Genomic DNA, 21,023 nt, shown 5'->3' on the forward strand with positions numbered 1-21,023 from the left:
GTCTTCGGAGTTTTCGGCGTCCCCGTGGGTACACTACAGGGCATCGGCCCTGTGAGATCGGAGGACCATGCACATCGAGACCATCGAGCTTTCGATGCCGGACTACGGCGAGACCGCGCCGGCGCTCACCGCATACGTGCAGGACAACATCCCCGCGCAGGCGGGACGGTCGCGACCTGCCGCCATCATCTGCCCCGGCGGGGGATACCACATGTGCTCCCCGCGCGAGGGCGAACCCGTGGCGCTCGAGCTCGTCTCCCGTGGCTTCCAGGCGTTCGTGCTCAGCTACACCGTGCTTGACGAGTCCGAAGCCGCACGGGGCCGTACGCTCTTCCCGCATCCGATCGAGGACCTCGCACACGCGGTCGCGCTCGTGCGCGAGCGGGCGGAGGCATGGTCGGTGGACGAGGACCGCATCGTGCTGTTCGGTTTCTCGGCCGGCGGGCATCTGTGCGCGACGTATTCCTCGCTGGCGCATCGCCGGTCGTTTGCCTGGGACATGGGTTTCCCGTTGCGCGACCTCACCGTGTCCGCCCAGGTGCTGGGGTATCCGGTCATCGATTTCTCGTACGGCTGGCCGGGCGATGAGGTCTACGAGCGCGCCCTGTGCGACGAGGGGGAGCTTACCCGAGCGCAAAGCCTGGTGGATGCCGATACGCCGCGCACCTTTATCTGGCATACCGCCGAGGACGGGTTCGTGCCGGTGCGCAACACGCTCGCCTATGCCGAGGCGCTCGCCCAGGCGGGGGTCGATTTCGACTGCCATATCTTCCATCGCGGACGGCACGGGCTGTCGCTGGCGACCGATCAGACCGGTGCGGACGAGGAGCATCGCGACGGTCACGTGGCGCGCTGGTTGGATCTTGCGCTCGAATGGCTGGGTGAGGATCCCGCGTGATGAACGGGGCGTGACGGGGTGCGCCGCCGACGGGGCGGCGACGGCGACAAGATCGCACCTGGCACCATCTTGTCGGCGACAAGATGGTGCCAGGTGCGATCTTGCCGCTGTCGAGTGAGGAGGTGAGACGCGTGTACCAGGTGAGCGACGAGGAGTTCGACCGCATGGTGGAGGACGCCGTCGCGGCGTTTCCCCTGCGGTTCTTGGAATCGCTTGAGAACGTGGTGATCGTCGTGGCAGACGAGCCGAACGCGCATCAGCTTCGCGCGCTGGGGCGCACGGAGGCCGAGTCGCGCGGCACCGAGCTGCTCGGCCTGTACGAGGGGGTTCCGCTGACACGACGCGGCGCCGGCTACGGGGACGGCGAGCTGCCCGACGTCATCTCCATCTTCAAGGGTCCGCACGAGCGGTGCTTTTCCACCTATGAGGGCCTATCCGAGCAGGTGCGAAGGACCGTGGTGCACGAGGTCGGGCATTTCTTCGGAAACGACGAGGAGACCTTGCGCGCCATGGGGTATTGACGGGGCGCTGCCGCGTTCAGCCATCGTCGGCGCAAAGGCGAGGGCGGCATGTGCCCGGGATCAGCCCTCCGATGCGCGCGGCGCGCTCCACGGCTGGATGACGCCCGCGGGGAACGCGGCGAACGCGATGCCGATCGCCGTGGCACCCTCGCTCTCGTGGAGGCAGACCTGATACGCGCCGTAGACGGCCAGCACGCAGGCGAGCGCCGTCTCGACGAAGATCCACACACCCGCGACCAGCACGTTGGGCGAGAGGAACGCATGGCGCGCGGACAGCTTTCCCAGCTCTTTGTAGACGTGCATCATGAAGGCGGTGCGCAGGGCGGCCGACAGGCAGGCGGCACCGAACGTCACCAGGTTGAACGGTGAGCCGGAGATGTAGGCGAACGCGGTCGCGACGGCGACCAGCACGTAGACGGCGGCGGTGAGTATCCAGACCATGACGCTCCCTTGGAGCACCGACGCGGGATCGGCGGCAACGAATCGGATAGATCAGCGCCCTATTCTACGCGCGCGTCGCCGCCTGGGAACTGTTCCGCATAACAACCCTCACGTCGCGTTGCGGGGACGAATCCCAAAAAAGAGGGCGCCGATGGACGACGCCCTCTTCGCGACCATGTACGGCAGCGGCTATTCGTTTTCCTCGGCGCCTTCAGCCCATGAGGCGACGTCTTCGATGCGGATCACGCTGGCGACCTGTTCCACCGCGGCGAGCTCATCGAGCTCCTGTCGCGCGGCGGCCATGTCGCCCTCGGCGGCCTTGTGGGTGAGGAACACCACCGAGCAGCGGCTTCCGTCGCCGTCCTGCAGCTGGTTGATCTGCGAGATCGAGATGCCGTGACGGGCGAACACGTCCATGATCGGCAGCAGCGTGCCGACCTCGTCGACCACGACGAGGCGCACGTAGTAGCGCGTGACGAGATCGTCGATGGAGCGCAGGGGCAACACGCGGTCGAACGGCTCGATTTCGGCCTTGGGACCGGGCGTGTGGCTGATGGCATCGGCGAGCTCGAGCACGTCGCCCACCACGGCGCTCGCGGTGGGGAAGGAGCCCGCGCCGGCACCGTAGAACATGGTCTCGCCCACGGCGTCGCCCACCACGTAGACGGCGTTCATGGCGCCGCTCACGCTGGCGAGCATGTGGTCGGTGGGAATCATGGTCGGATGCACGCGCACGTCCACGCCGTCGGCCGTGTTGCGGGCGATGCCGAGCAGCTTGACGGTGTAGCCCAGGCTGCGCGCCTGCTCGATGTCGGCCGCCGACACGTTGCGGATGCCCTCCTGGAACACGTCGTCGGTCGTGATGCGCGTGTGGAAGGCGATGGAGGACAGGATGGCGACCTTGCTGGCGGCATCGAAACCGTCGACGTCGGCCGTGGGGTCGGCCTCGGCGTAGCCCAGGCGTTGCGCGTCGGCGAGCACCTCGGCGAAGTCCAGGCCCTCGCGCTCCATGCGCGTCAGGATGTAATTGGTGGTGCCGTTTAGGATGCCCGCCACCGTGAGGATCTCGTTGCCCACGAGGGCGTGCTCAAGCGCGTTGACGATGGGGATGCCGCCTCCGGCAGCCGCCTCGCAGCGGATCTGCACGTGGTGCTGGGCGGCTAGGCGACCCAGGCGCTCGACATGACGGCCGAGCAGGGCCTTGTTGGCCGAGACGACGTGCTTGCCGCTCGTGAGTGCCGCCTCGAAGATCTCGGTCGCGGGATGGTCGCCGCCGATGAGCTCGATCACGATGTCGATGTCGGGATCGGCGACCACGTCGTGCCAGTCCGAGGTGAACGCCTCGTCGGGCAGGCCCAGCTCGCGGGCGCGCTCGGGCTCGAGGGCGCAGGCGCGCTTGATGCGCAGGTCGATGCCGTAGGCGGACAGGTATTCGTCGCGATGGCGCAAGATGACGCGGGCGACGCCTCCGCCCACGGTGCCCAGGCCGATCAGGCCGACGTTGACCGTACGTGCTGTGCTGCTCATCGGGTGCTCCTCTCGAGTCGTGCGCCGCGTGTCCCCACCCGTCCGGCGGGCGTCGCGCGCGGGGTGTCGGTCCGTGCATAAGGTGGCGGGGTCATCCCGCTGTATGCCAGCATGCACGGTATCGCGCCTGACCTGCGCGTGTCCCCGTCTTGCGTAACAGAGATGTAACACGTCGACGACGCATGCCATGCATAAACAAAACAGCAGGTCGACTTTAGTATGAATGAGCGCCGACCTGCGATTTAGGCTCGAACGTCCAAAAGGCACCTTACGTTTTTTCCATAAAACGAGTAAGGTAGGACGAACCGCCGGTGACGGGATAGCGGGGGAATCGCGCGAAGGCCCTCCCCGGTGGTCGTTCCATATATCGCCAGCGCACGCGTCTGGCCGCACGTGAGAGGAGAGCCGCATGTCGAGCCTCACCGGTAAATTCAATCCTGTCGTCAGCCGCAGGAGCATTGTTGCAGGTCTAGCGGGTCTGGGGGCGGCAGGCGTCCTGGCCGGTTGCTCCAACGGCGGCGACACCGCGTCCGAGGGCAGCTCCTCCGGCACCGACTCCGCGTCCGGCGCCGTCATCAAGATCGGCGGCATCGGCCCCACCACCGGCGCCGCGGCCATCTACGGTAACGCCGTCATGAACGGCGCCCAGATCGCCGTCGACGAGATCAACGCCGAGGGCGGCGACATCCAGTTCGAGCTCAACTTCCAGGACGACGAGAACGACGCCGAGAAGTCGGTCAACGCCTACAACAACCTCAAGGACTGGGGTATGCAGATCCTCGTCGGCACCGTCACCACCGCCCCGTGCGTGGCCGTGTCCGCCGAGACCAACGCCGACAACATGTTCCAGCTCACCCCGTCCGGCTCGTCGACCGACGTCATCGGCGGCCAGCCCGACGCCGAGGGCAACATCTCCACGCCGCGCAAGGAGAACGTCTTCCAGATGTGCTTCACCGACCCCAACCAGGGTGCGGCTTCCGCGCAGTACATCTCCGAGCAGGGTCTGGCCACCAAGATCGCCGTCATCTACAACAACGCCGACACCTACTCCACCGGCATCTACCAGAGCTTCATGAGCGAGGCGAAGACCCTCGGCCTCGAGGTCGTCTCCGAGACCACCTTCACCGACGATTCCGCCACCGACTTCTCCGTCCAGCTCAACGACGCCAAGAACGCCGGCGCCGACCTGGTCTTCCTGCCGATCTACTACACCCCGATCTCGCTGATCCTCACCCAGGCCGACCAGATGGGCTACGCTCCCAAGTGGTTCGGCGTGGACGGCATGGACGGCCTGCTCACGGTCGAGGGCTTCGACACCTCGCTCGCCGAGGGCTGCATGCTGCTGACCCCGTTCGTCGCCACCGCCGAGGACGAGGCCACGCAGGCCTTCGTCGAGACCTACAAGGGCGACGAGTACGGTAAGGGCGAGACCCCCAACCAGTTCGCCGCCGACGCCTACGACTGCGTCTACGCGCTCAAGCAGGCCATCGAGGCCGCGGGCATCACCGCCGACATGGACGCCTCGTCCATCTGCGACGCGCTCGTCGAGACCTTCACTTCCTCCGATTTCTCGTTCACCGGCCTGACCACCGCCGGCGAGGCGGCCACCTGGTCGGATACCGGCGAGATCTCCAAGCAGCCCATGGGCATGGTCATCCAGGACGGCGTGTACATGCCGCTCGACGCGTAAGGGCTCAAGAACTGCGGCGTGTAAAAATACCCCAGGGGTTATTTTACATGCTGTGGTTCCCAAGCTGGCTACGTGATTCGTGCCGTGTAAAATAACCCCTGGGGTATTTTTACACGGGGTGTTTTTACATGCACATGCGGAGGCCGCCTCGCGCAAGGCGGTCTCCGCTTTCGGTTTATCGATACAGGAAAGGAGGGGCCATGGAGATTCTCGCGAACATCATCAACGGTGCGAGTCTGGGCAGCGTGTACGCCATCATCGCGCTCGGCTACACCATGGTGTACGGCATCGCCAAGATGCTCAACTTCGCCCACGGCGACGTGATCATGGTCGGCGCGTACGTGTGTTTCTGCGCCGTGAGCTACCTTGGGCTCCCCGCGCTCGCAGGCGTGCTGATCTCGGTCGTGGCCTGCACGGTGCTCGGCATCGTGGTCGAACGTCTGGCGTACAAGCCCCTGCGCAACGCCCCGTCGCTCAACGTCCTCATCACAGCTATCGGTGTGAGCTACTTTCTGCAGAACGCCGCGTTGCTCATCATGGGCTCCGACCCCAAGTCGTTCTCGTCCATCATCAGCCTGCCTGCGCTGCAGCTGTTCGACGGCAAGCTGACCATCAGCGCCACGGCGGTCATCACCATCCTGGCCTGCGTGGTCATCATGGCGGCGCTCACCATGTTCACCGGTAAGACCAAGATGGGCAAAGCCATGCGCGCCTGCTCCGAGGATCGCGACGCCGCGCAGCTCATGGGCATCAACGTGAACTCGACGATCTCTATGGTCTTCGCGATCGGTTCCGGCCTTGCCGCCATCGCCGGTGTGCTCATGTGCTCGGCGTACCCCACGCTTATGCCCACGACCGGTTCCATGCCCGGCATCAAGGCCTTCACGGCGGCAGTGCTCGGCGGTATCGGTTCCATCCCGGGCGCGGCGCTCGGCGGCATCCTGCTCGGCATCATCGAGATCCTGGCGCGTGCCTACATCTCCACCCAGCTCGCTGACGCCGTGGTGTTCGCCGTGCTGATCATCATGCTCCTTATCCGTCCGGCCGGCCTGCTCGGCAAGCCCGTGAACGAGAAGGTGTAGGTGATCGACATGGGTATCAAGGCTCTCAATCCGCAGACGCGCTCGACCATCATCACCTATGCGATCGTGATCGTGGCGTTTATCGCCGTCACCTTGCTCGACGGCATGGGCTTCATCTCCAATTCGCTGTCCGGCCAGCTCGTGCCCATCTGCGCGTACGTGTCGCTCGCGGTATCGCTGAACCTCGTGGTCGGTGTGTCGGGCGAGCTGTCGCTCGGCCATGCGGGCTTCATGAGCGTCGGCGCCTTCACCGGCGTCGTCGTGGCGGGTTGCCTGGCGCGCATGGGCGTCGATTCCGAGATCGTGCTGTTCGTGGGCGCGGCGGTGGTCGGCGCCATCGCTGCCGGCATCATCGGCTTTTTGGTGGGCATCCCCGTCATGCGCCTGCGCGGCGACTACCTCGCCATCGTGACGCTGGCGTTCGGCGAGATCATCAAGAACCTGCTCAACAACTTCTACATCGGTATCGACGACGCCGGTCTGCACTTCTCGATGACCGACACCGCCTCGCTCGGCATGAACCAGGGCACGATCCTCATCAACGGGCCCAAGGGCGCGGTCGGCATCGATAAGATCTCGACCTTCGTCTTGGGCATCATCCTCGTGCTCATCACCGTGGCGGTCGTGCTCAACCTCATGCACAGCCGCGACGGCCGTGCCATCATGGCCGTGCGCGACAACCGCATCGCCGCGGAGAGCGTCGGCATCAACGTGACCAAGTACCGCCTCATGGCCTTCACGGTCGCCTCCGCGCTCGCGGGTGCCGCCGGCGTGCTCTACGCCATGAACTACTCGACCATCACGCCGTCCCAGTTCGACTTCAACCAGTCGATTCTCATCCTGGTGTACGTGGTGCTCGGTGGCATGGGCAACATCTCCGGCTCCATCATCTCGGCGGCCTTCCTCACCGTGCTGCCCGAGATCCTGCGTCCGATCAACCAGTACCGCATGCTGCTCTATGCGATCGTGCTCATTCTCGTGATGGTCGTCCCGCATACGCGTATCTACCAGCGTATCGCCGAAGCGCTTCGCGGCCGCCTGCGCAAGGCGCCCGCCGACGCCGCCATCGCAGCCGAGGGAGGTGAGGGCGATGAGTAAGTTCTCCGACTTCGCCCGCGCCCGCCGCGAGGGCACCAAGATGGTGCCGGTGCCGAGCGTCTCGATCATGCCCGAGCGCGACCTGGGTAAGGCCCCGGCGCTCGAGTGCCTGCATCTGGGCATCGACTTCGGTGGCCTCAAGGCCGTCGACGACTTCAACATCACCGTCGGCCGCACCGAGATCTGCGGTCTGATCGGCCCCAACGGCGCCGGTAAGACCACGGTGTTCAACCTGCTCACCAAGGTGTACCAGCCCACGCGCGGCACGATCATGGTCGACGGCCAGGACACCGCCGGCATGAATCCGGCGCGCGTGAACCAGATGGGCGTGGCGCGCACCTTCCAGAACATCCGCCTGTTCGACTCGATGACCGTCGAGGAGAACGTGGCGGTCGGCCTTCACAACCAGCACCACTGCGGCATGGCCACGAGCATCCTGCGCCTGCCGCACCACTGGAAGAGCGAGAAGTACTACCACGAGCGCGCCCTCGAGCTGCTGGACATCTTCGACATGACCGGCCTTGCCGACCATGAGGCGGGTTCGCTGCCCTACGGCGCCCAGCGTCGCCTGGAGATCGTGCGCGCGCTTGCCACGAATCCCAAGCTGCTGCTGCTCGACGAGCCGGCGGCGGGCATGAACCCGTCCGAGACCGCCGAGCTCATGGAGAACATCGTCAAGATCCGCGACCGGTTCCAGATCGCCATCATGCTCATCGAACACGACATGAACCTCGTCATGAACATCTGCGAGGGCATCTGCGTGCTCAACTTCGGCAAGATCATCGCCAAGGGCACGCCCGAGGAGATCCAGCAAAACGATGCGGTCATCGAGGCCTATCTGGGTAAGCAGAAGGAGGTGGAGGCGTAAATGCTGTCCGTCTACAACATCAACGTGTGGTACGGCGCGATCCACGCCATCAAGAACGTCTCCTTCGAGGTGAACGATGGCGAGGTCGTCGCGCTGATCGGTGCGAACGGCGCCGGCAAGTCCACGACGCTCAAGACCCTGTCCGGCCTTCTGCGCTCGCGTTCCGGCTCGATCAAGTTCATGGACGAGGACATCATGCACATGTCCGCCGAGAAGATCGTCGAGCACGGTCTGGTGCATGTGCCCGAGGGCCGTCGCATCTTCCAGCAGATGACCGTCGAGGAGAACCTCGACATGGGTGCCTACACGCAGCCGCGCGACACCATCGCCGGCAACCTCGAGCGCGTGTACACGCATTTCCCGCGCCTCGCGGAACGCCGTCGCCAGATCGCCGGCACGTTGTCGGGCGGCGAGCAGCAGATGCTCGCCATGGGCCGCGGCCTCATGGCCAACCCCAAGCTGCTGATGCTCGACGAGCCGTCGATGGGCCTGGCGCCCATCCTGGTGGAACAGATTTTCGAGATCATCCAGGCGCTGCACGAGGCCGGTACCACGATTTTGCTCGTCGAGCAGAACGCGCAGGCGGCGCTGTCGATCGCGACGCGCGCCTACGTGATGGAGACCGGTCACGTGACGCTGTCGGGCACCGGCGAGGAGCTGCTGCACAACGACGACGTGCGTCGCGCCTACCTGGGTGGCTGATCGTTTCGCCGCCGCCTCGTTGGCGCTGCGTTTGATCTGAGGCTCGAGCCCGTCGGTGCCCCGTGGCGCCGGCGGGCTTTTTGCGCGCAGGTGGGGGTCGACGCCGCGGGGCGCAGGGATCGTCGTGAGCGGCCGGGGCTCCTCGGCGGCGGTTGGAACACCCTACTGACAGGTGGAACTCCCTACTGACAGCAGAGACTCATCACTGACAGCGGAGACTCTGTACTGACAGCAGAGGCTCTGTACTGACAGCGGAGACTCTGTACTGACAAAATCGAGGGAAAATAGGCGACTATTGTCAGTGGAGAGTTTTAACTGTCAGTAGTGAGTCTCACCTGTCAGTAGTGAGCCCCGGCTGTCAGTACAGAGTTTCGGCTGTCAGTAAGGAGTCCGGCTGGCGGTGGGGAGTTCCACCTGTCTGCGGGGAGCCACAGCCGTCAGTGGCGAGTTCTGCCCGACATCGGAATCCAGTCTGGCCCGACATCGGAATCCAGCTTGTCACGACGGTGCGATCTTTCCCTCCCTAACTCCGTCGTTCCGAAGCCGCGGCGGCGGGGTACACTGGTGTCGAGGGGATGGTGAGGTGCCATGGGAGTCCCGTTCTGGTTGTTCGTGACCATCGCGTTGGCGATCTGTTGGGTTGCCGACCAGACGCGCGACCATGATTCCCGCTGATGTGCCAGCCGTTCCCGCGGACCGGTCTATAAGGAGGAATCTGTGAGCGAGACGACGATCCTGCGCGAGTTCTGCGCCGAGAACTTCACCGACGTGCCGGCTGCCATCAAAGCGGGGGCGCGTCGCATCGAGCTGTGCGACAACCTGGCCGTCGGCGGCACGACGCCGTCGCTCGGTGTGATCGAGCACACGGTCGCCTACGCCCACGAACACGGCGCACGCGTGATGACGATGATCCGGCCGCGCGGCGGCGACTTCGTGTACAGCGACGATGAGCTCGCCATGATGGAATCCGACGTGTTCTCCGCCTGCGAGGCCGAGACCGACGGCGTGGTGTTCGGCTGTCTCAAGGGATCCGAGAGCGACGGTTACGAGCTCGATCTCGATGCCTGCAAGCGGATCGTGGGCGCGGCGATCGCGGCGGCCGACGCGTTTTGTCTCGATCATATCGACATCACGTTCCACATGGCGTTCGACGCGTTGCCCGCCGAGGCGCAGCTTCCCGCGATCGATACCCTGGCGGATCTGGGCGTCACTCGCATCCTCACGCACGGCGATGTCGCCGGCACGCCCATCATAGATAACCTCCCGCGCCTGCGCGAACTCACCGAGTATGCAGGCGACCGTCTGATCATCCTGCCCGGTGCGGGCATCACGCACGCGAACGTGGCGGATGTCGTCGCGGCGATCGGGGCCCCCGAGGCACACGGCACCAAGATCGTCAAGCTCGCGTAGACGTTTTCCATCAACCGATGCATCGATGCGCCCCGTATCTGCGGGGCGCATGTCTTATTTGGGACATCGGATAGGAAACATTGCAACATATCGGTAAATGGGCATGCGGGATGGTGCCTTCCCACATGTCGAAAGCGGCTGCACATGCCTGTTCGCATAACGTCCCCAACGGCTTACAGTGCCCTGACATGCGTTTGATAGAATGGCGAAACCAAAGGTAAAACGCCTGCTTAAAGGCTATGTTGTTGGAGGTTCGCCATGTGCAAGCCCTGGTCTCGCATCATAGCATCCGCGTGTTCCGTGCTGCTGGTCATCGTGTTGGCAGGGTGCGGCGGCCTCGGTCTACCGGGCCTTCCCGCACCCTCGGCCCCCGAAGGCGGTTCTGCGACGACATCAGGCGTCTCACAGGATCTTGGCGAGAACGTGGAACTCTTCGAGCCTTCCGGCGGCTCGTCGTCCGTCCGGCTCAAGATCGCCTCCGGTTCCGAGAACAAGGAGGCCGCCTATGCCATCGCCTATGCTGTCGAGCAGTCCGGCGTAGCTATCGAGATGCACTACATGGGTTCACTCGACATCATGGCGGTGCTCGAAGCGGGCGGGGGAGACTACGATGCCGTATGGCCGGCCTCATCCATGTGGATTTCGATGGGCGATTCGGGTCACATCGTTCGCGATTCGAAAAGCACATCCACGACGCCCGTCGTGTTCGGTATCGCCAAGACAAAGGCGATCGAGCTCGGTTGGGCCGAGGGGGATGGTACGACCGCTTCGCCTTCCACCGCAGAGATACTCGATGCGGTTCGCAGCGGTGACCTGTCCTTCTCGATGACCTCGGCTACGCAGTCGAACAGCGGCGCGTCCGCCTATCTGGCGTTTTTGACGGCGCTGTCGGGTACCGACGGCGCGCTGACTGCGGAGAATCTCGAGGATGCCGGCCTCACGTCCGAGGTCGCGTCGCTGCTGGCGGGTGTGGACCGCTCCTCAGGCTCATCCGATTGGCTCAAAGAGATGGTCGTCGCCGATCCCGAGACGCATCAGGCGATGGTGAACTACGAGTCGCTTGTCTCGCAGGCCAACCGCGAGCTGGAGGAAGCCGGCCACGAGCCGCTGGTGGCGGTATATCCCTCCGATGGCATCGCGATTTCGGATAGCCCGTTGGCTTATGTGGATCGCGGCCAGGACGATAAGGTCGAAGAGGCCTTCGCGGCGTTCCAGCAGGCTCTGGCGGACGATGATGCGACGCTCGCCCTCGAGCGCGTCGGCCGTCGCTGCGGGTTGGGAGGCAAGCTTTTGCACGCAGATGACGAGGATGTGCAGCGCGCATTTTCGGCGTCGTGGGGTATCGTCCAGGATGCCAGCGCGCTGAAATCCGTTCCGCTGCCGGCGGGCGATGTGATCGAACAGGCGCTCACCCTCTATCAGACCGTCCTCAAAAAGCCGTCGTACACGGTTTGGGTCGTCGACTATTCGGGATCCATGTACGGTGGGGGCAAGGAGGGCGTGGTTTCGGGCCTCGAGCAAGCGCTCGATCCGCAGCTCGCTGCCGCGTCGATGATCCAACCTGCCGAAGGTGACGTGAATGTTCTCATCCCGTTTGCCGGATCTCCCGGTTCGGCGGTCGTCGCCCACGGTTCGGATACGGCGGGCTTGCTCGACGAGGCCCGCGAGCGCGAGGCGGACGGCGGTACCGATATGTATGCCGGGCTGCTCGCCGCGCTCGAGCTGGCGAGCGCGGCGAAAGACGGGGGAGGCTACACGGTCGCCATCGCCCTGCTGTCCGATGGCGTGTCGGACACGATGAATCACGATGCGTTCTTGGAGGCCTACAAGCGGACGGGCAGCGACATCCCCGTGTTTTCCATCATGTTCGGCGATGCGGACCCCACGCAGCTCGATGAGCTGTCCGAAGCGACCAACGGGCGCACGTTCGATGGGCGCGAGGGGGATCTCGCGACGGTGTTCCGCCAGGTCAAAGGATACAACTAGGGAGTTTGTCGATGGGGTACATCGTCGGGGCGATAGCGGGTGTTGCGGCTGGTCTGGCATGCGTGCTCGCGGTAGGCGGCATTCCCGGTATCATCTCGGGCCTTGCCGTGGCTGCGCTGCTGTACGTCGGTGCCGGTCAGTTGCTCAAACCGGAGCGCCGCCTGGCGGGTGTCGCCGCGAGCATGCTGCCCGACGGCGAGGCGGCGTCCGAACGTATCGACGCGGCCTATGACCTGGTGCGCGCCATCTCCGCAAGACGGGGTAAGGTGCGTGACGGGCGGGTCGCCCGCGAGATCGACGACCTCATCCGCGACATCCAGGCGCTCATCGCCTGTGTGGAGGAGCAGCCTACAACGTACCGGAGGCTCGCGCATTTCCTGTCGACCTATGCGGACCAGTGTCTGCGCATGCTTGATGGTTACCTGGGCGTCGAGCGCATGGGTACATCCGCGTTGCTTGAAGGGGCGCACGAGGACGCGCTCGATGCCTTGGCGGCACTTCAGGGCGTCGCGCAAGGCGAGCTCGCACGGGCGACGGGAAGACGTGCCGCCGAGGTTGAGACGAGCTCCGATGCGATCGTGCGCCTCATGGAGATGGATGGCTACCTGCCCGATCGTTCGGAGGACGCTGGAGCCGATACGAAGCGGCGGGATGCGGCGCCCGCATCCGATGCCATGCAGGGAGGGAACTAGCATGAAACTCGCAAAGGGCAGGATCGTTGGCCTGATATGCGTGCTGGCCGCGGTGGCGATTGTGGGCGGTGTGTTCGCCTTCCGAGCTGCCCAGCCTGAACCGGTGGCACCTGTCGAGCCGGTCTCGGTCGATGGCTACCTGGGCGGCGAGAAGATCTCGCTGTTCGACGACGAGGAGTTCGTCGACCTCTCCGAGCGGGCGGGACTCGATATCTCCTATCGGAAGGCGGGGTCGCTTGCGATGATGGAGGCGTCGACTGATGGAATGGACTACCTGTTCCCCTCCTCGCAGGCTGCCGTGGAATACGGTGATGAGCTCGGCGTGGCCTCGACCGGCGAGCAGATCGTCCTCAATTCGCCGATCGTCGTCTACACCTATCGCGATGTCGCCGATGCGCTCGTGGAATCGGGCATCATGGCGAAAGACGGAGAGGTGTACACGCTCGATGTGGATGCGGCCGTCGAGGCGATGCTCGCCGATACGACATGGGAAGAGCTGGGCTATGCGGGCGGATACGGTCAGTTCCGCATCGATAGCACCGATCCTGCGGAGTCGAACTCCGGTAACGAATGGGCCGCGCTGATCGCCAACTCGCTTGCCGGTGGACGGCCGGCGAGCATGGAGGATATCGAGCGCGATGCCGATTCCATACGTAAGATCTTCGCAAAGTCCGGATGGATGGAGACGAGTTCGGAGGATTCGTTCCGTCAGTTCCTGACGTTGGGAGAGAGCTCCAAGCCCATGATGGTCGGTTACGAGAGCCAGGTTCTCGATCTGTCGGTGAACGAGCCGGAGCTGTTCGAGCAGGTGGCCGACGACCTCGTCATCGCGTATACCACGCCGACCGTATGGTCGACGCACGTGCTCGTCTCGCTTACCGACAACGGCGAGTCGCTGTGCGACTTCCTCATGAGCGACGAGGTTCAGCAGCTCGCTTGGGAGCGTCATGGCTTTCGCGGGGCCTCGCAGCTCGGTACGGATAGCGCCGAACGTTTCGATGTGATCGGTGTCGCCGAACGTGTGCCGGCGGCTGTCGAGCTGCCCGCGCCCGATGCGATGCAGCGCTTGATTCAAGTGGTGAGCGGCGCCTAGACGGTCTGACATCGTCATCCGGAGCGCACCGCATCACATGCCGGTTATACCCCGAGCTCTTGCAGCTCGGGTATCGAGAAAGGAACGAACATGTCCGATACCGTCGAGAACGTCGTCGAAGCCGCACCGGTGAGGAAGAGCCTGAGCTTGGCCGATATCGCTGCCTCGCAAGGCGATGCGTCGACATCGATGCGAGCGGAGACCCCGCTTGCGGTTGCCGAGCACCAAGCGGTGACCATGAGTCCCGAAGACGAACGACGCGCCCGCGAACTCGCTGCGACCATCGATTTCACCAAGGCGGGTATCGAGAGCACCTATGCACGCGATACGCAGCGTTCCATGGCGGATTTCGCCGATGATGTGCTCGCTCGCACGTCGAACAAGACGACCGGCGAGGCGGGAGCGCTTCTGCGCGAGCTGCTCACAGAAGTGGAGGGCGCCGAGCTCTCGGGTGTGAAGAAGGTTCCCATCATCGGGCAGATCGTGGTTGGCGTCGACAAGCTGCGCCGTACCTATCAGAAGGTTGCGCCCCAAGTGGACGAGGTCGTCGAGAAGCTCGAACGTGCGCAGGCTCAGATGATCGCCGACATCGCCATGTACGACACCATGTATCAGCGCAACGTCGAGCAGTATCGCTCGCTCAAGGTCTACATCGCGGCCGGCCGGCAGGCACTCGAGGCCTTTCGCGCCGAACAGCTCCCCGCACTCGAGGCGGAGGCGACGGCGAGCGGCGACGCCATGAGCGCGCAGGTGCTCAAGGATTTCAAGGATAAACTCGAACGCTTCGATAAGCGTTTGGACGACCTCGATCGCGTGAGCGTCGTGAGTCTGCAAATGGCGCCGCAGCTCAAGCTGCTGCAAAACGCCGACAAGAACATCTCGGACAAGATCGACACGACGGTGTCCACCACGATTCCGCTGTGGAAGTCGCAGATGGTGATTGCGCTCGGACTCGCCAACCAGCGATCGGCGCTCGATCTGCAGAAAAGCGTCGACGATGCCACCAACAAGCTGCTGCGCGCGAACGCCGAGGCGCTGCAGCAGGGGGCGGTCGATGCCGAACGTGCCACGCAGCGCGGAACGGTGGATATCGAGACACTCGAGGAAGTGAACAAACGCCTGATCGATACGCTTCGCGAGACGCTGAAGATCCAACAGGAAGGGCGTGCTGCCCGTGCGGAGGCGGAGACGCGCATGCGGCAGATCGAGGGCGACCTCAAGACGGCGCTGCTCGAGGCTGCGAAGTAGATACGAAGATACCGCCCGTCGCGCTATACTAACGCCGTATACTGTTCGAACAAGAGCGAGAGGGCGATTCATGACGAAAACCGTTGAGCCTATGATTCCTTCCGCGCCCCGTGCCATCTTCTTCGACGTGGATGGCACACTTGTCTCGCATCGAACCAAGCGGGTTCCGCCCAGTACGGTCGCCGCCTTGGCCGAGCTGCGTCGCCGCGGCTGCAAGGTGATCGTCGCCACGGGACGCTCCATGCCGGAGTTCGGCTTTTTGCCCCTGCAGGACCTTACCTTTGACGGATACGTGCTGGTCGGCGGCCAGGAGGCGCGCGACGTCGACGGCAAGGTGATTTTCTCGGATCCCATCGTCGGGTACGATCTCGCGGTGTTGTTGGAGGAGTTCCGCGCCCGCCGTCGCCCCATCCTGTTCTACGAGTCGGTGCGCATGTACGCGAACTTCGTCAACGATCATGTCCGTCAGGTGGAGGCGGAGGTGTCGACTCCCGTGCCGCCGATCGACGAGCCGCGACCCGACCTGCCGGTCCTCAAGGCCATCATCTACGAGGACGCCACGCGCGAGGACGATCTCATGGCCCGCCTGCCGGGCTGCAAGGCGACGCGCTGGCATCGCGGTGCCTACGATGTCGTGCCGGCGGCGGGCGGTAAGGTTGCGGGCATCCAAGCCCTGCTCGACCACTACGGCATCGCGCCCGAACAGACCATGGCCTTCGGCGACGGCGAAAACGATGCCGATATGCTGCGGTACGTGCATACCGGTGTGGCCATGGGCAACGGCGATGCGGATGCCAAGGCGGCCGCGGATATCGTCTGCGGCGATATCGACGAGGACGGGCTCGCCCGTGCGCTGGCGGATTTCGGCCTGATATAGGATCGCTCGAAGACAGGCGCCTCGTTACGGCACCATGCCGCAACGAGGCGCCCGTCGTCACATCGCTGTTATTTCCGCTGGGACAGCTGCCGCGCCACGCGAACCTTCCGTTTGCGCTCCCCGGTGTCCTCGGCGCACAGCCGCTCGATCACGTGCCCGAACACCGCGGCGAGGATCTGCTGGAACAGCGTGCCGCACATGACGGGGAACACCGTCTCGCCGGGGAAGTACTGCGCGGCGATGACCGCGCCCGACGAGATGTTGCGCAGGCCGCAGGTGAAGCTCATGGTCGCGAGCATCGGCTGCGACCCGTGCATGATGCGCGCCGCGAGCAGCCCCCAGAAGAAGCCCGAGGTCGCGAACACGAGGATGAACAGGGCGACCTCGAGTCGCTGCCAGGTCATGTGCAGCACGTACTCGCTCATCGAGGTGGAGTTTGCGGTGATGAGCACGATGGTGATCAGGCGGCTGAGCGGGCTCAAGGCGGGGGAGAGGGTGTCGTGTCCCCAGCCGCGGGACAGTTCGTTGACCACGATTCCGGCAAGCGCGGGCAGCGCGATCATGAAGACCATGTCCATCATCATGCCCATGGCGTCGATCTGGATCGAGGCGCCGAGCAGCACGGACAGGGTAAAGGGTATGGTCAGCGGCGAGATGACGGTTGAGACGAGGATCGAGGCCAGGCACAGCGGGCCGTCTCCCTCGTAGATGCCGACCCACATGAAGCTGATGACGGCGATGGGCACGCAGTACTCGAGCACCACGCCGGCGACGAGGTTCACGTTATCCCCGAACAGCACCGATGCGAGCAGGAAGGCGAGCAGCGGCATGAAGACCTCGGCGATGGCGAGGATGACCAGCAGGCGGGCGGGGTGACGGAAGACCGCGAGCAGCTGGCCGAACGTATTGCAGAGCGCCCCTTGGAACGTCATGATGGCGAAGATGAACGGCACGATGGCCTTGAGCGGGGCGAATACGCCGGGGAGCAGGACGCCGGTGGCGACGCAGACGGGTACGATGAAGGCCATGTGCGATCCGATCGCCGCACCCATCCGCTTCCAACGGTCCATGAACATAGTCCCCCTCATCCCCTTGTATGCGCAGCGCTTCGACGAGCGCCCGACGGCGCGCGTCCTGCCATGCTAATGAAAGCATGTTACCGATGGATTACCGCGGCAAGTGTCACACGGAACATTCTTGCCTGCTGCCATGTGTTCGGCCCCGCCCACGGGTGGGTTCGTCACCGCTCCCCGCGCTCCTGTCGATTATGTCCGCACGGTGCGTATAATGGAGACGTTCAACAGCACGGCCCGCCGCAGCGGGCTCACATTCAAGGACGTGCCCGTATGTATAGAACGCACTCCGCGCGCCAGGCGTGTGCCCCGCGCCGCGCGCTCGACCTGCAGCTTGGCGATGTGACACATGGGGTGGTGCGCCATGTCGTCGCTTAAGACCACCCGTCGCTGGACGGTCGCCCCCAACGATGCCGAGCTCGAGCGCACGCTCGCGCATGGCCTTTCCATCGCTCCGCTCGTCGCGCGCATCATGGTCGCGCGCGGCATCCGCACAGTCGAGGAGGGCAGGCTGTTCCTCACGCCGTCCCTCGAGCGCGACTGGGCCGATCCGGCCATCATCCCCGGCATGATGCAGGTCGCCGACCGCGTCGAGGCGGCGCTCGACGCGCATGAGTCCATCGCGGTCTTCGGGGATTTCGATGTCGACGGCATCACGTCGACCTGCCTGCTCACCGAGGCGCTTCGCGCGCTTGGCGGGACGGTCCATCCCTTCATCCCGCATCGGTTCGACGAGGGCTACGGGCTTTCGGCCACGGCGCTCGAGCGCGTGGTGCGCGAGTGCTCCCCGTCGCTCATCATCACCGTCGACAACGGCATCGCCGCCCGCGCGGAGGTGGCGGCCCTCGTCGCGCGGGGTATCGATGTCGCGGTGACCGACCATCACGAGCCTGCCGACCTCGTGCCGCGGGGCGTGCCGGTCGCCGATCCCAAGCTCGCCGCCGAGAGTCCCAGCCGCGAGCTGGCCGGCGCGGGCGTGGCGCTCAAGCTCGTCCATATGCTCGGTGAGCGTCGAGGCGCGCCCGACCTGTGGCGCTCCTATACCGAGGTCGCCGCGCTGGGCACGGTGTCGGATATGATGACGCTCACCCCCGAGAACCGCGCCCTCGTCGCCGACGGTATCGAGCAGATGCGGCATACCGCGCGCCCGGGCTTCATCGCGCTGGCGGCGCTCGCACGCACCGACCTCGCCGCGATCACCGCCGATACCCTGTCGTTCTCCCTGATCCCGCGTCTGAATTCCGCGGGGCGTATGGCCGATCCGACGCTCGCCCTCGATCTCTTGCTGGCGACCGACCCCATCGAGGCCGGGCGTCTCGCCTCAGAGCTCGAGACCATCAACCAGCAGCGACGCGATATCGAAGGTGAGCTCGCCGACCGTGCGATGGAATCGGTCGAGGCGACCTACGACGGCAGCCGTGTGATCGTGGCCGGCGGCGAAGGCTGGCACGAGGGCGTCAAGGGCATCGTGGCGAGCCGTCTGACCAGCCGCTATCACGTGCCGACGCTGCTGTTTTCCATCTCGGACGGCATCGCACGCGGCTCGGGACGCTCGGTCGGGTCGGTGAACCTGTTCGACGCCGTCGAGGCGTGCTCGGACCTGCTCATCCGCTTCGGCGGCCATGCGGGCGCCGTGGGCGTTACCGTCGAGGCCGACAAGCTCGATGAGTTGCGCGAGCGCCTGGCACAGGTGCTCGGTGCCCTGCCGCCCGAGGACTTCGAGGACACGCGCGAGGTCGCCGCGCTCGTGACGCTCGACGAGCTCGACATCGACACGATCGAGCAGATGTCGACGCTCGAACCGTTCGGCCAGGGCAACAAGGTGCCCCTGCTCGCCGCGACGGGCGTGACCATGGCGGACCGCGCCGCCGTGGGCAAGTGCGGCGAGCATATGCGCTTCACCGCGACCGACGGCGTGTCGAGCGTGGCTGCGATCATGTTCCGCGTGCCCGATATCGAGCGGCAGGTCGCCTGCGATTCGGTGGTCGACCTCGTCTTCGAGGCGGTGGCGGAGCACTGGCAGGGTCGCGTCAAGCCCAAGCTCATGGTCAAGGACATCCTGTGCCATACCTGCGACGACGGTGCATCCGGTCAGGACGGCGTCGACGACGATCGGCTCTTCGGGAGCCGCCGGTGCGAGGGCGCCTCCGACGCTGACGCCGACGCCGATGCCATGCCGAAGACGACGGACCCGTCCACCATGACGCTCGATGCGCCCGCGCTGCAGACGGCCAGGCGCCGTATGCTCGCAGAGCTTTCCTATGACGAGCTCACACGTACGCTCATCCACACGATGATCGGCGCCGCGTCGCCGCATCCTGCGCAAACCGAGGCCCTCGCCGCACTGGCGCAGGGGCAGGGCGTCTTGGCCATCATGGGGACGGGCCGCGGCAAATCGCTCATCTTCCAGGTCCATGCCGCGCGCGAGGCGATCCTCAACCGCCGTGCGAGCGTGTTCGTCTACCCGCTGCGCGCGCTCGTGGCGGACCAGTCCTACCACATCACCGAGGCGTTCGCCGGGATCGGCGTGGGCTGCGCGGTGCTGACCGGCGAGACGCCCGCGCAGGCGCGCGATGCCGTGTTCTCCCGTCTGGCGCGTGGCGAGCTGGACGTCGTGCTCACCACGCCGGAGTTCCTTTCGATCAACCGCGCGCGGTTCGCCCAGGCCGGCCGTATCGGGTTTCTGGTCGTCGACGAGGCGCATCACGCCGGCCTCGCCCGCTCCGGTGAGCGCGGGGCGTACCTCGACCTACCGGAGATCCTTGCCGGCCTGCACCATCCGACGGTGCTGGCGACGACCGCCACGGCCAATGCGCGCGTGGCCGACGAGATCCGACGCATCCTGCCGCTCGAGCGCACCGTCATCGACGAGCATGTGCGCGATAATCTGCGGCTTGAAGACGAGCGCGACCTTGCGAGCAGGGAGAACCGATTGGTCTCCATCGTCGCGACGGGCGAGAAATGCGTGGTCTACGTCAACTCGCGCGACCAGTCCCGCAGCCTCGCACGGATGCTCCGCCGTCGCGTGCCCGAGCTTGCGGGGTCCATCGCGTTTTACAACGCGGGCCTCACGCGCGATGTCCGTCAGCGCGTCGAGGAGGCCTTCCGCGAAGGCGAGCTCACCTGCATCGTATCGACCTCGGCGTTCGGGGAGGGCGTGAACCTGCCCGATATCCGACATGTGGTGCTCTACCATATGCCGTTCGGCTCCATCGAGTTCAACCAGATGAGCGGCCGTGCAGGACGCGACGGCCTGCCCGCGCGCATCCACCTGCTCTACTCGACGCGCGATGCGCGTATCAACGAGCGCCTGCTCGATTGCGCCGCCCCGGAGCGAGATGAGCTCGTCACGCTCTACCGTGCCCTGCAGACCATGTGGCGCTCGAACCGCTCGCGCACCGGCGAGGACAGCTTCACCGCGACCGATCTGGATATCGTGCAGATGTGCTTGGCTATCGATGCACGCCGGCCCATGGAGGAGCGCGCCGTCTCCTGCGGTCTCGCGGTGTTCGAGGAGCTCGGCTTCGCACGCGTCTCCGCCGTCGGCGACGCGCGTCGCATCGCGATGGCCGATCGCCCGGGACACGTCGACCTCGCCTCATCCGTGCGCTACCTCGAGGGCATCCATGCGCGCATCGAGTTCACGGCGTTCCGCAGGTGGGCGCTCACGGCATCCGCTTCTGATATGCTTGAACGAGTGAACACACCTATCACACCGCGAATCGGGTAGGAGGGATCATCGTGGAATCCTCTGTGTCGAACAAGGCTGCCGGGACGCACGCGCGGGTTCATACCAACCAGGAGGGCTCGTTGCAGC

General features: G+C 65.1%; 17 protein-coding genes. 14 read left to right on the top strand and 3 right to left on the bottom strand.

Annotated elements, in window-relative coordinates:
* The first annotated feature begins 67 nt into the window (after positions 1-67).
* On the top strand, positions 68-898 hold the full coding sequence (locus I6E04_RS09520; RefSeq protein ID WP_235422960.1) for an alpha/beta hydrolase: 831 nt from the start codon (positions 68-70) through the stop codon (positions 896-898).
* Positions 899-1,029: 131 nt separating this feature from the next.
* Positions 1,030-1,419, top strand: coding sequence for a metallopeptidase family protein (locus tag I6E04_RS09525; protein ID WP_235422961.1), 390 nt, complete (start codon positions 1,030-1,032; stop codon positions 1,417-1,419).
* A gap of 60 nt (positions 1,420-1,479) precedes the next feature.
* Here I6E04_RS09525 and I6E04_RS09530 read toward each other — a convergent pair whose 3' ends face one another.
* Together I6E04_RS09530 and I6E04_RS09535 are read right to left on the bottom strand one after the other, a co-directional pair.
* The gene (locus I6E04_RS09530; protein WP_235422962.1) at positions 1,480-1,860 is read right to left on the bottom strand and encodes a hypothetical protein; all 381 of its coding nucleotides are present in this window, start codon (positions 1,858-1,860) and stop codon (positions 1,480-1,482) included.
* 189 nt (positions 1,861-2,049) lie between these two features.
* Complete coding sequence (locus I6E04_RS09535) at positions 2,050-3,387, bottom strand: homoserine dehydrogenase (protein WP_235422963.1); 1,338 nt, start codon at positions 3,385-3,387, stop codon at positions 2,050-2,052.
* 409 nt (positions 3,388-3,796) lie between these two features.
* Here I6E04_RS09535 and I6E04_RS09540 point away from each other — a divergent pair, with 409 nt between their 5' ends.
* The 11 genes from I6E04_RS09540 (at position 3,797) to I6E04_RS09590 (ending at position 16,133) form a co-directional block, all read left to right on the top strand.
* Positions 3,797-5,077 (top strand): ABC transporter substrate-binding protein, encoded by a 1,281-nt coding sequence (locus I6E04_RS09540; protein WP_235422964.1) that lies wholly within the window; start codon positions 3,797-3,799, stop codon positions 5,075-5,077.
* Positions 5,078-5,277: 200 nt separating this feature from the next.
* Positions 5,278-6,159 (top strand): branched-chain amino acid ABC transporter permease, encoded by an 882-nt coding sequence (locus I6E04_RS09545; RefSeq protein ID WP_235422965.1) that lies wholly within the window; start codon positions 5,278-5,280, stop codon positions 6,157-6,159.
* A gap of 9 nt (positions 6,160-6,168) precedes the next feature.
* On the top strand, positions 6,169-7,257 hold the full coding sequence (locus tag I6E04_RS09550) for a branched-chain amino acid ABC transporter permease (protein ID WP_235422966.1): 1,089 nt from the start codon (positions 6,169-6,171) through the stop codon (positions 7,255-7,257).
* A complete protein-coding gene (locus I6E04_RS09555; protein WP_235422967.1) occupies positions 7,250-8,125 on the top strand; it encodes an ABC transporter ATP-binding protein in 876 nt (291 codons plus the stop codon). Before I6E04_RS09550 ends, I6E04_RS09555 begins: the two co-directional genes overlap by 8 nt.
* Positions 8,126-8,827: an ABC transporter ATP-binding protein gene (locus I6E04_RS09560; protein ID WP_235422968.1), complete on the top strand. Its 702-nt coding sequence runs from the start codon at positions 8,126-8,128 to the stop codon at positions 8,825-8,827.
* Between the two features lie 717 nt (positions 8,828-9,544).
* Entirely contained in the window at positions 9,545-10,237 is a 693-nt protein-coding gene (locus I6E04_RS09565) for a copper homeostasis protein CutC (protein WP_328225729.1), read from the top strand.
* Between the two features lie 423 nt (positions 10,238-10,660).
* Positions 10,661-12,223: a substrate-binding domain-containing protein gene (locus I6E04_RS09570; protein ID WP_235422969.1), complete on the top strand. Its 1,563-nt coding sequence runs from the start codon at positions 10,661-10,663 to the stop codon at positions 12,221-12,223.
* A gap of 11 nt (positions 12,224-12,234) precedes the next feature.
* On the top strand, positions 12,235-12,915 hold the full coding sequence (locus I6E04_RS09575; protein ID WP_235422970.1) for a 5-bromo-4-chloroindolyl phosphate hydrolysis family protein: 681 nt from the start codon (positions 12,235-12,237) through the stop codon (positions 12,913-12,915).
* A 1-nt stretch (position 12,916) separates the two neighbouring features.
* On the top strand, positions 12,917-14,008 hold the full coding sequence (locus I6E04_RS09580) for a substrate-binding domain-containing protein (RefSeq protein ID WP_235422971.1): 1,092 nt from the start codon (positions 12,917-12,919) through the stop codon (positions 14,006-14,008).
* 90 nt (positions 14,009-14,098) lie between these two features.
* Positions 14,099-15,256 carry a toxic anion resistance protein gene (locus tag I6E04_RS09585; protein ID WP_235422972.1) on the top strand — a complete coding sequence of 386 codons (1,158 nt, stop codon included), beginning with the start codon at positions 14,099-14,101 and terminating at the stop codon, positions 15,254-15,256.
* Between the two features lie 70 nt (positions 15,257-15,326).
* Positions 15,327-16,133 (top strand): Cof-type HAD-IIB family hydrolase, encoded by an 807-nt coding sequence (locus I6E04_RS09590; RefSeq protein WP_235422973.1) that lies wholly within the window; start codon positions 15,327-15,329, stop codon positions 16,131-16,133.
* 68 nt (positions 16,134-16,201) lie between these two features.
* Here the strand turns inward: I6E04_RS09590 and I6E04_RS09595 are convergent, their stop codons facing one another.
* Entirely contained in the window at positions 16,202-17,203 is a 1,002-nt protein-coding gene (locus I6E04_RS09595; RefSeq protein ID WP_235422974.1) for a bile acid:sodium symporter family protein, read from the bottom strand.
* A gap of 367 nt (positions 17,204-17,570) precedes the next feature.
* Here I6E04_RS09595 and recJ point away from each other — a divergent pair, with 367 nt between their 5' ends.
* Positions 17,571-20,936, top strand: a complete 3,366-nt coding sequence (recJ, locus tag I6E04_RS09600; protein WP_235422975.1) for a single-stranded-DNA-specific exonuclease RecJ — start codon at positions 17,571-17,573, stop codon at positions 20,934-20,936.
* The last annotated feature ends 87 nt before the right edge of the window (positions 20,937-21,023 follow it).

This window comes from Collinsella tanakaei, assembly GCF_021531055.1.
GTDB lineage: Bacteria > Actinomycetota > Coriobacteriia > Coriobacteriales > Coriobacteriaceae > Collinsella > Collinsella tanakaei_B.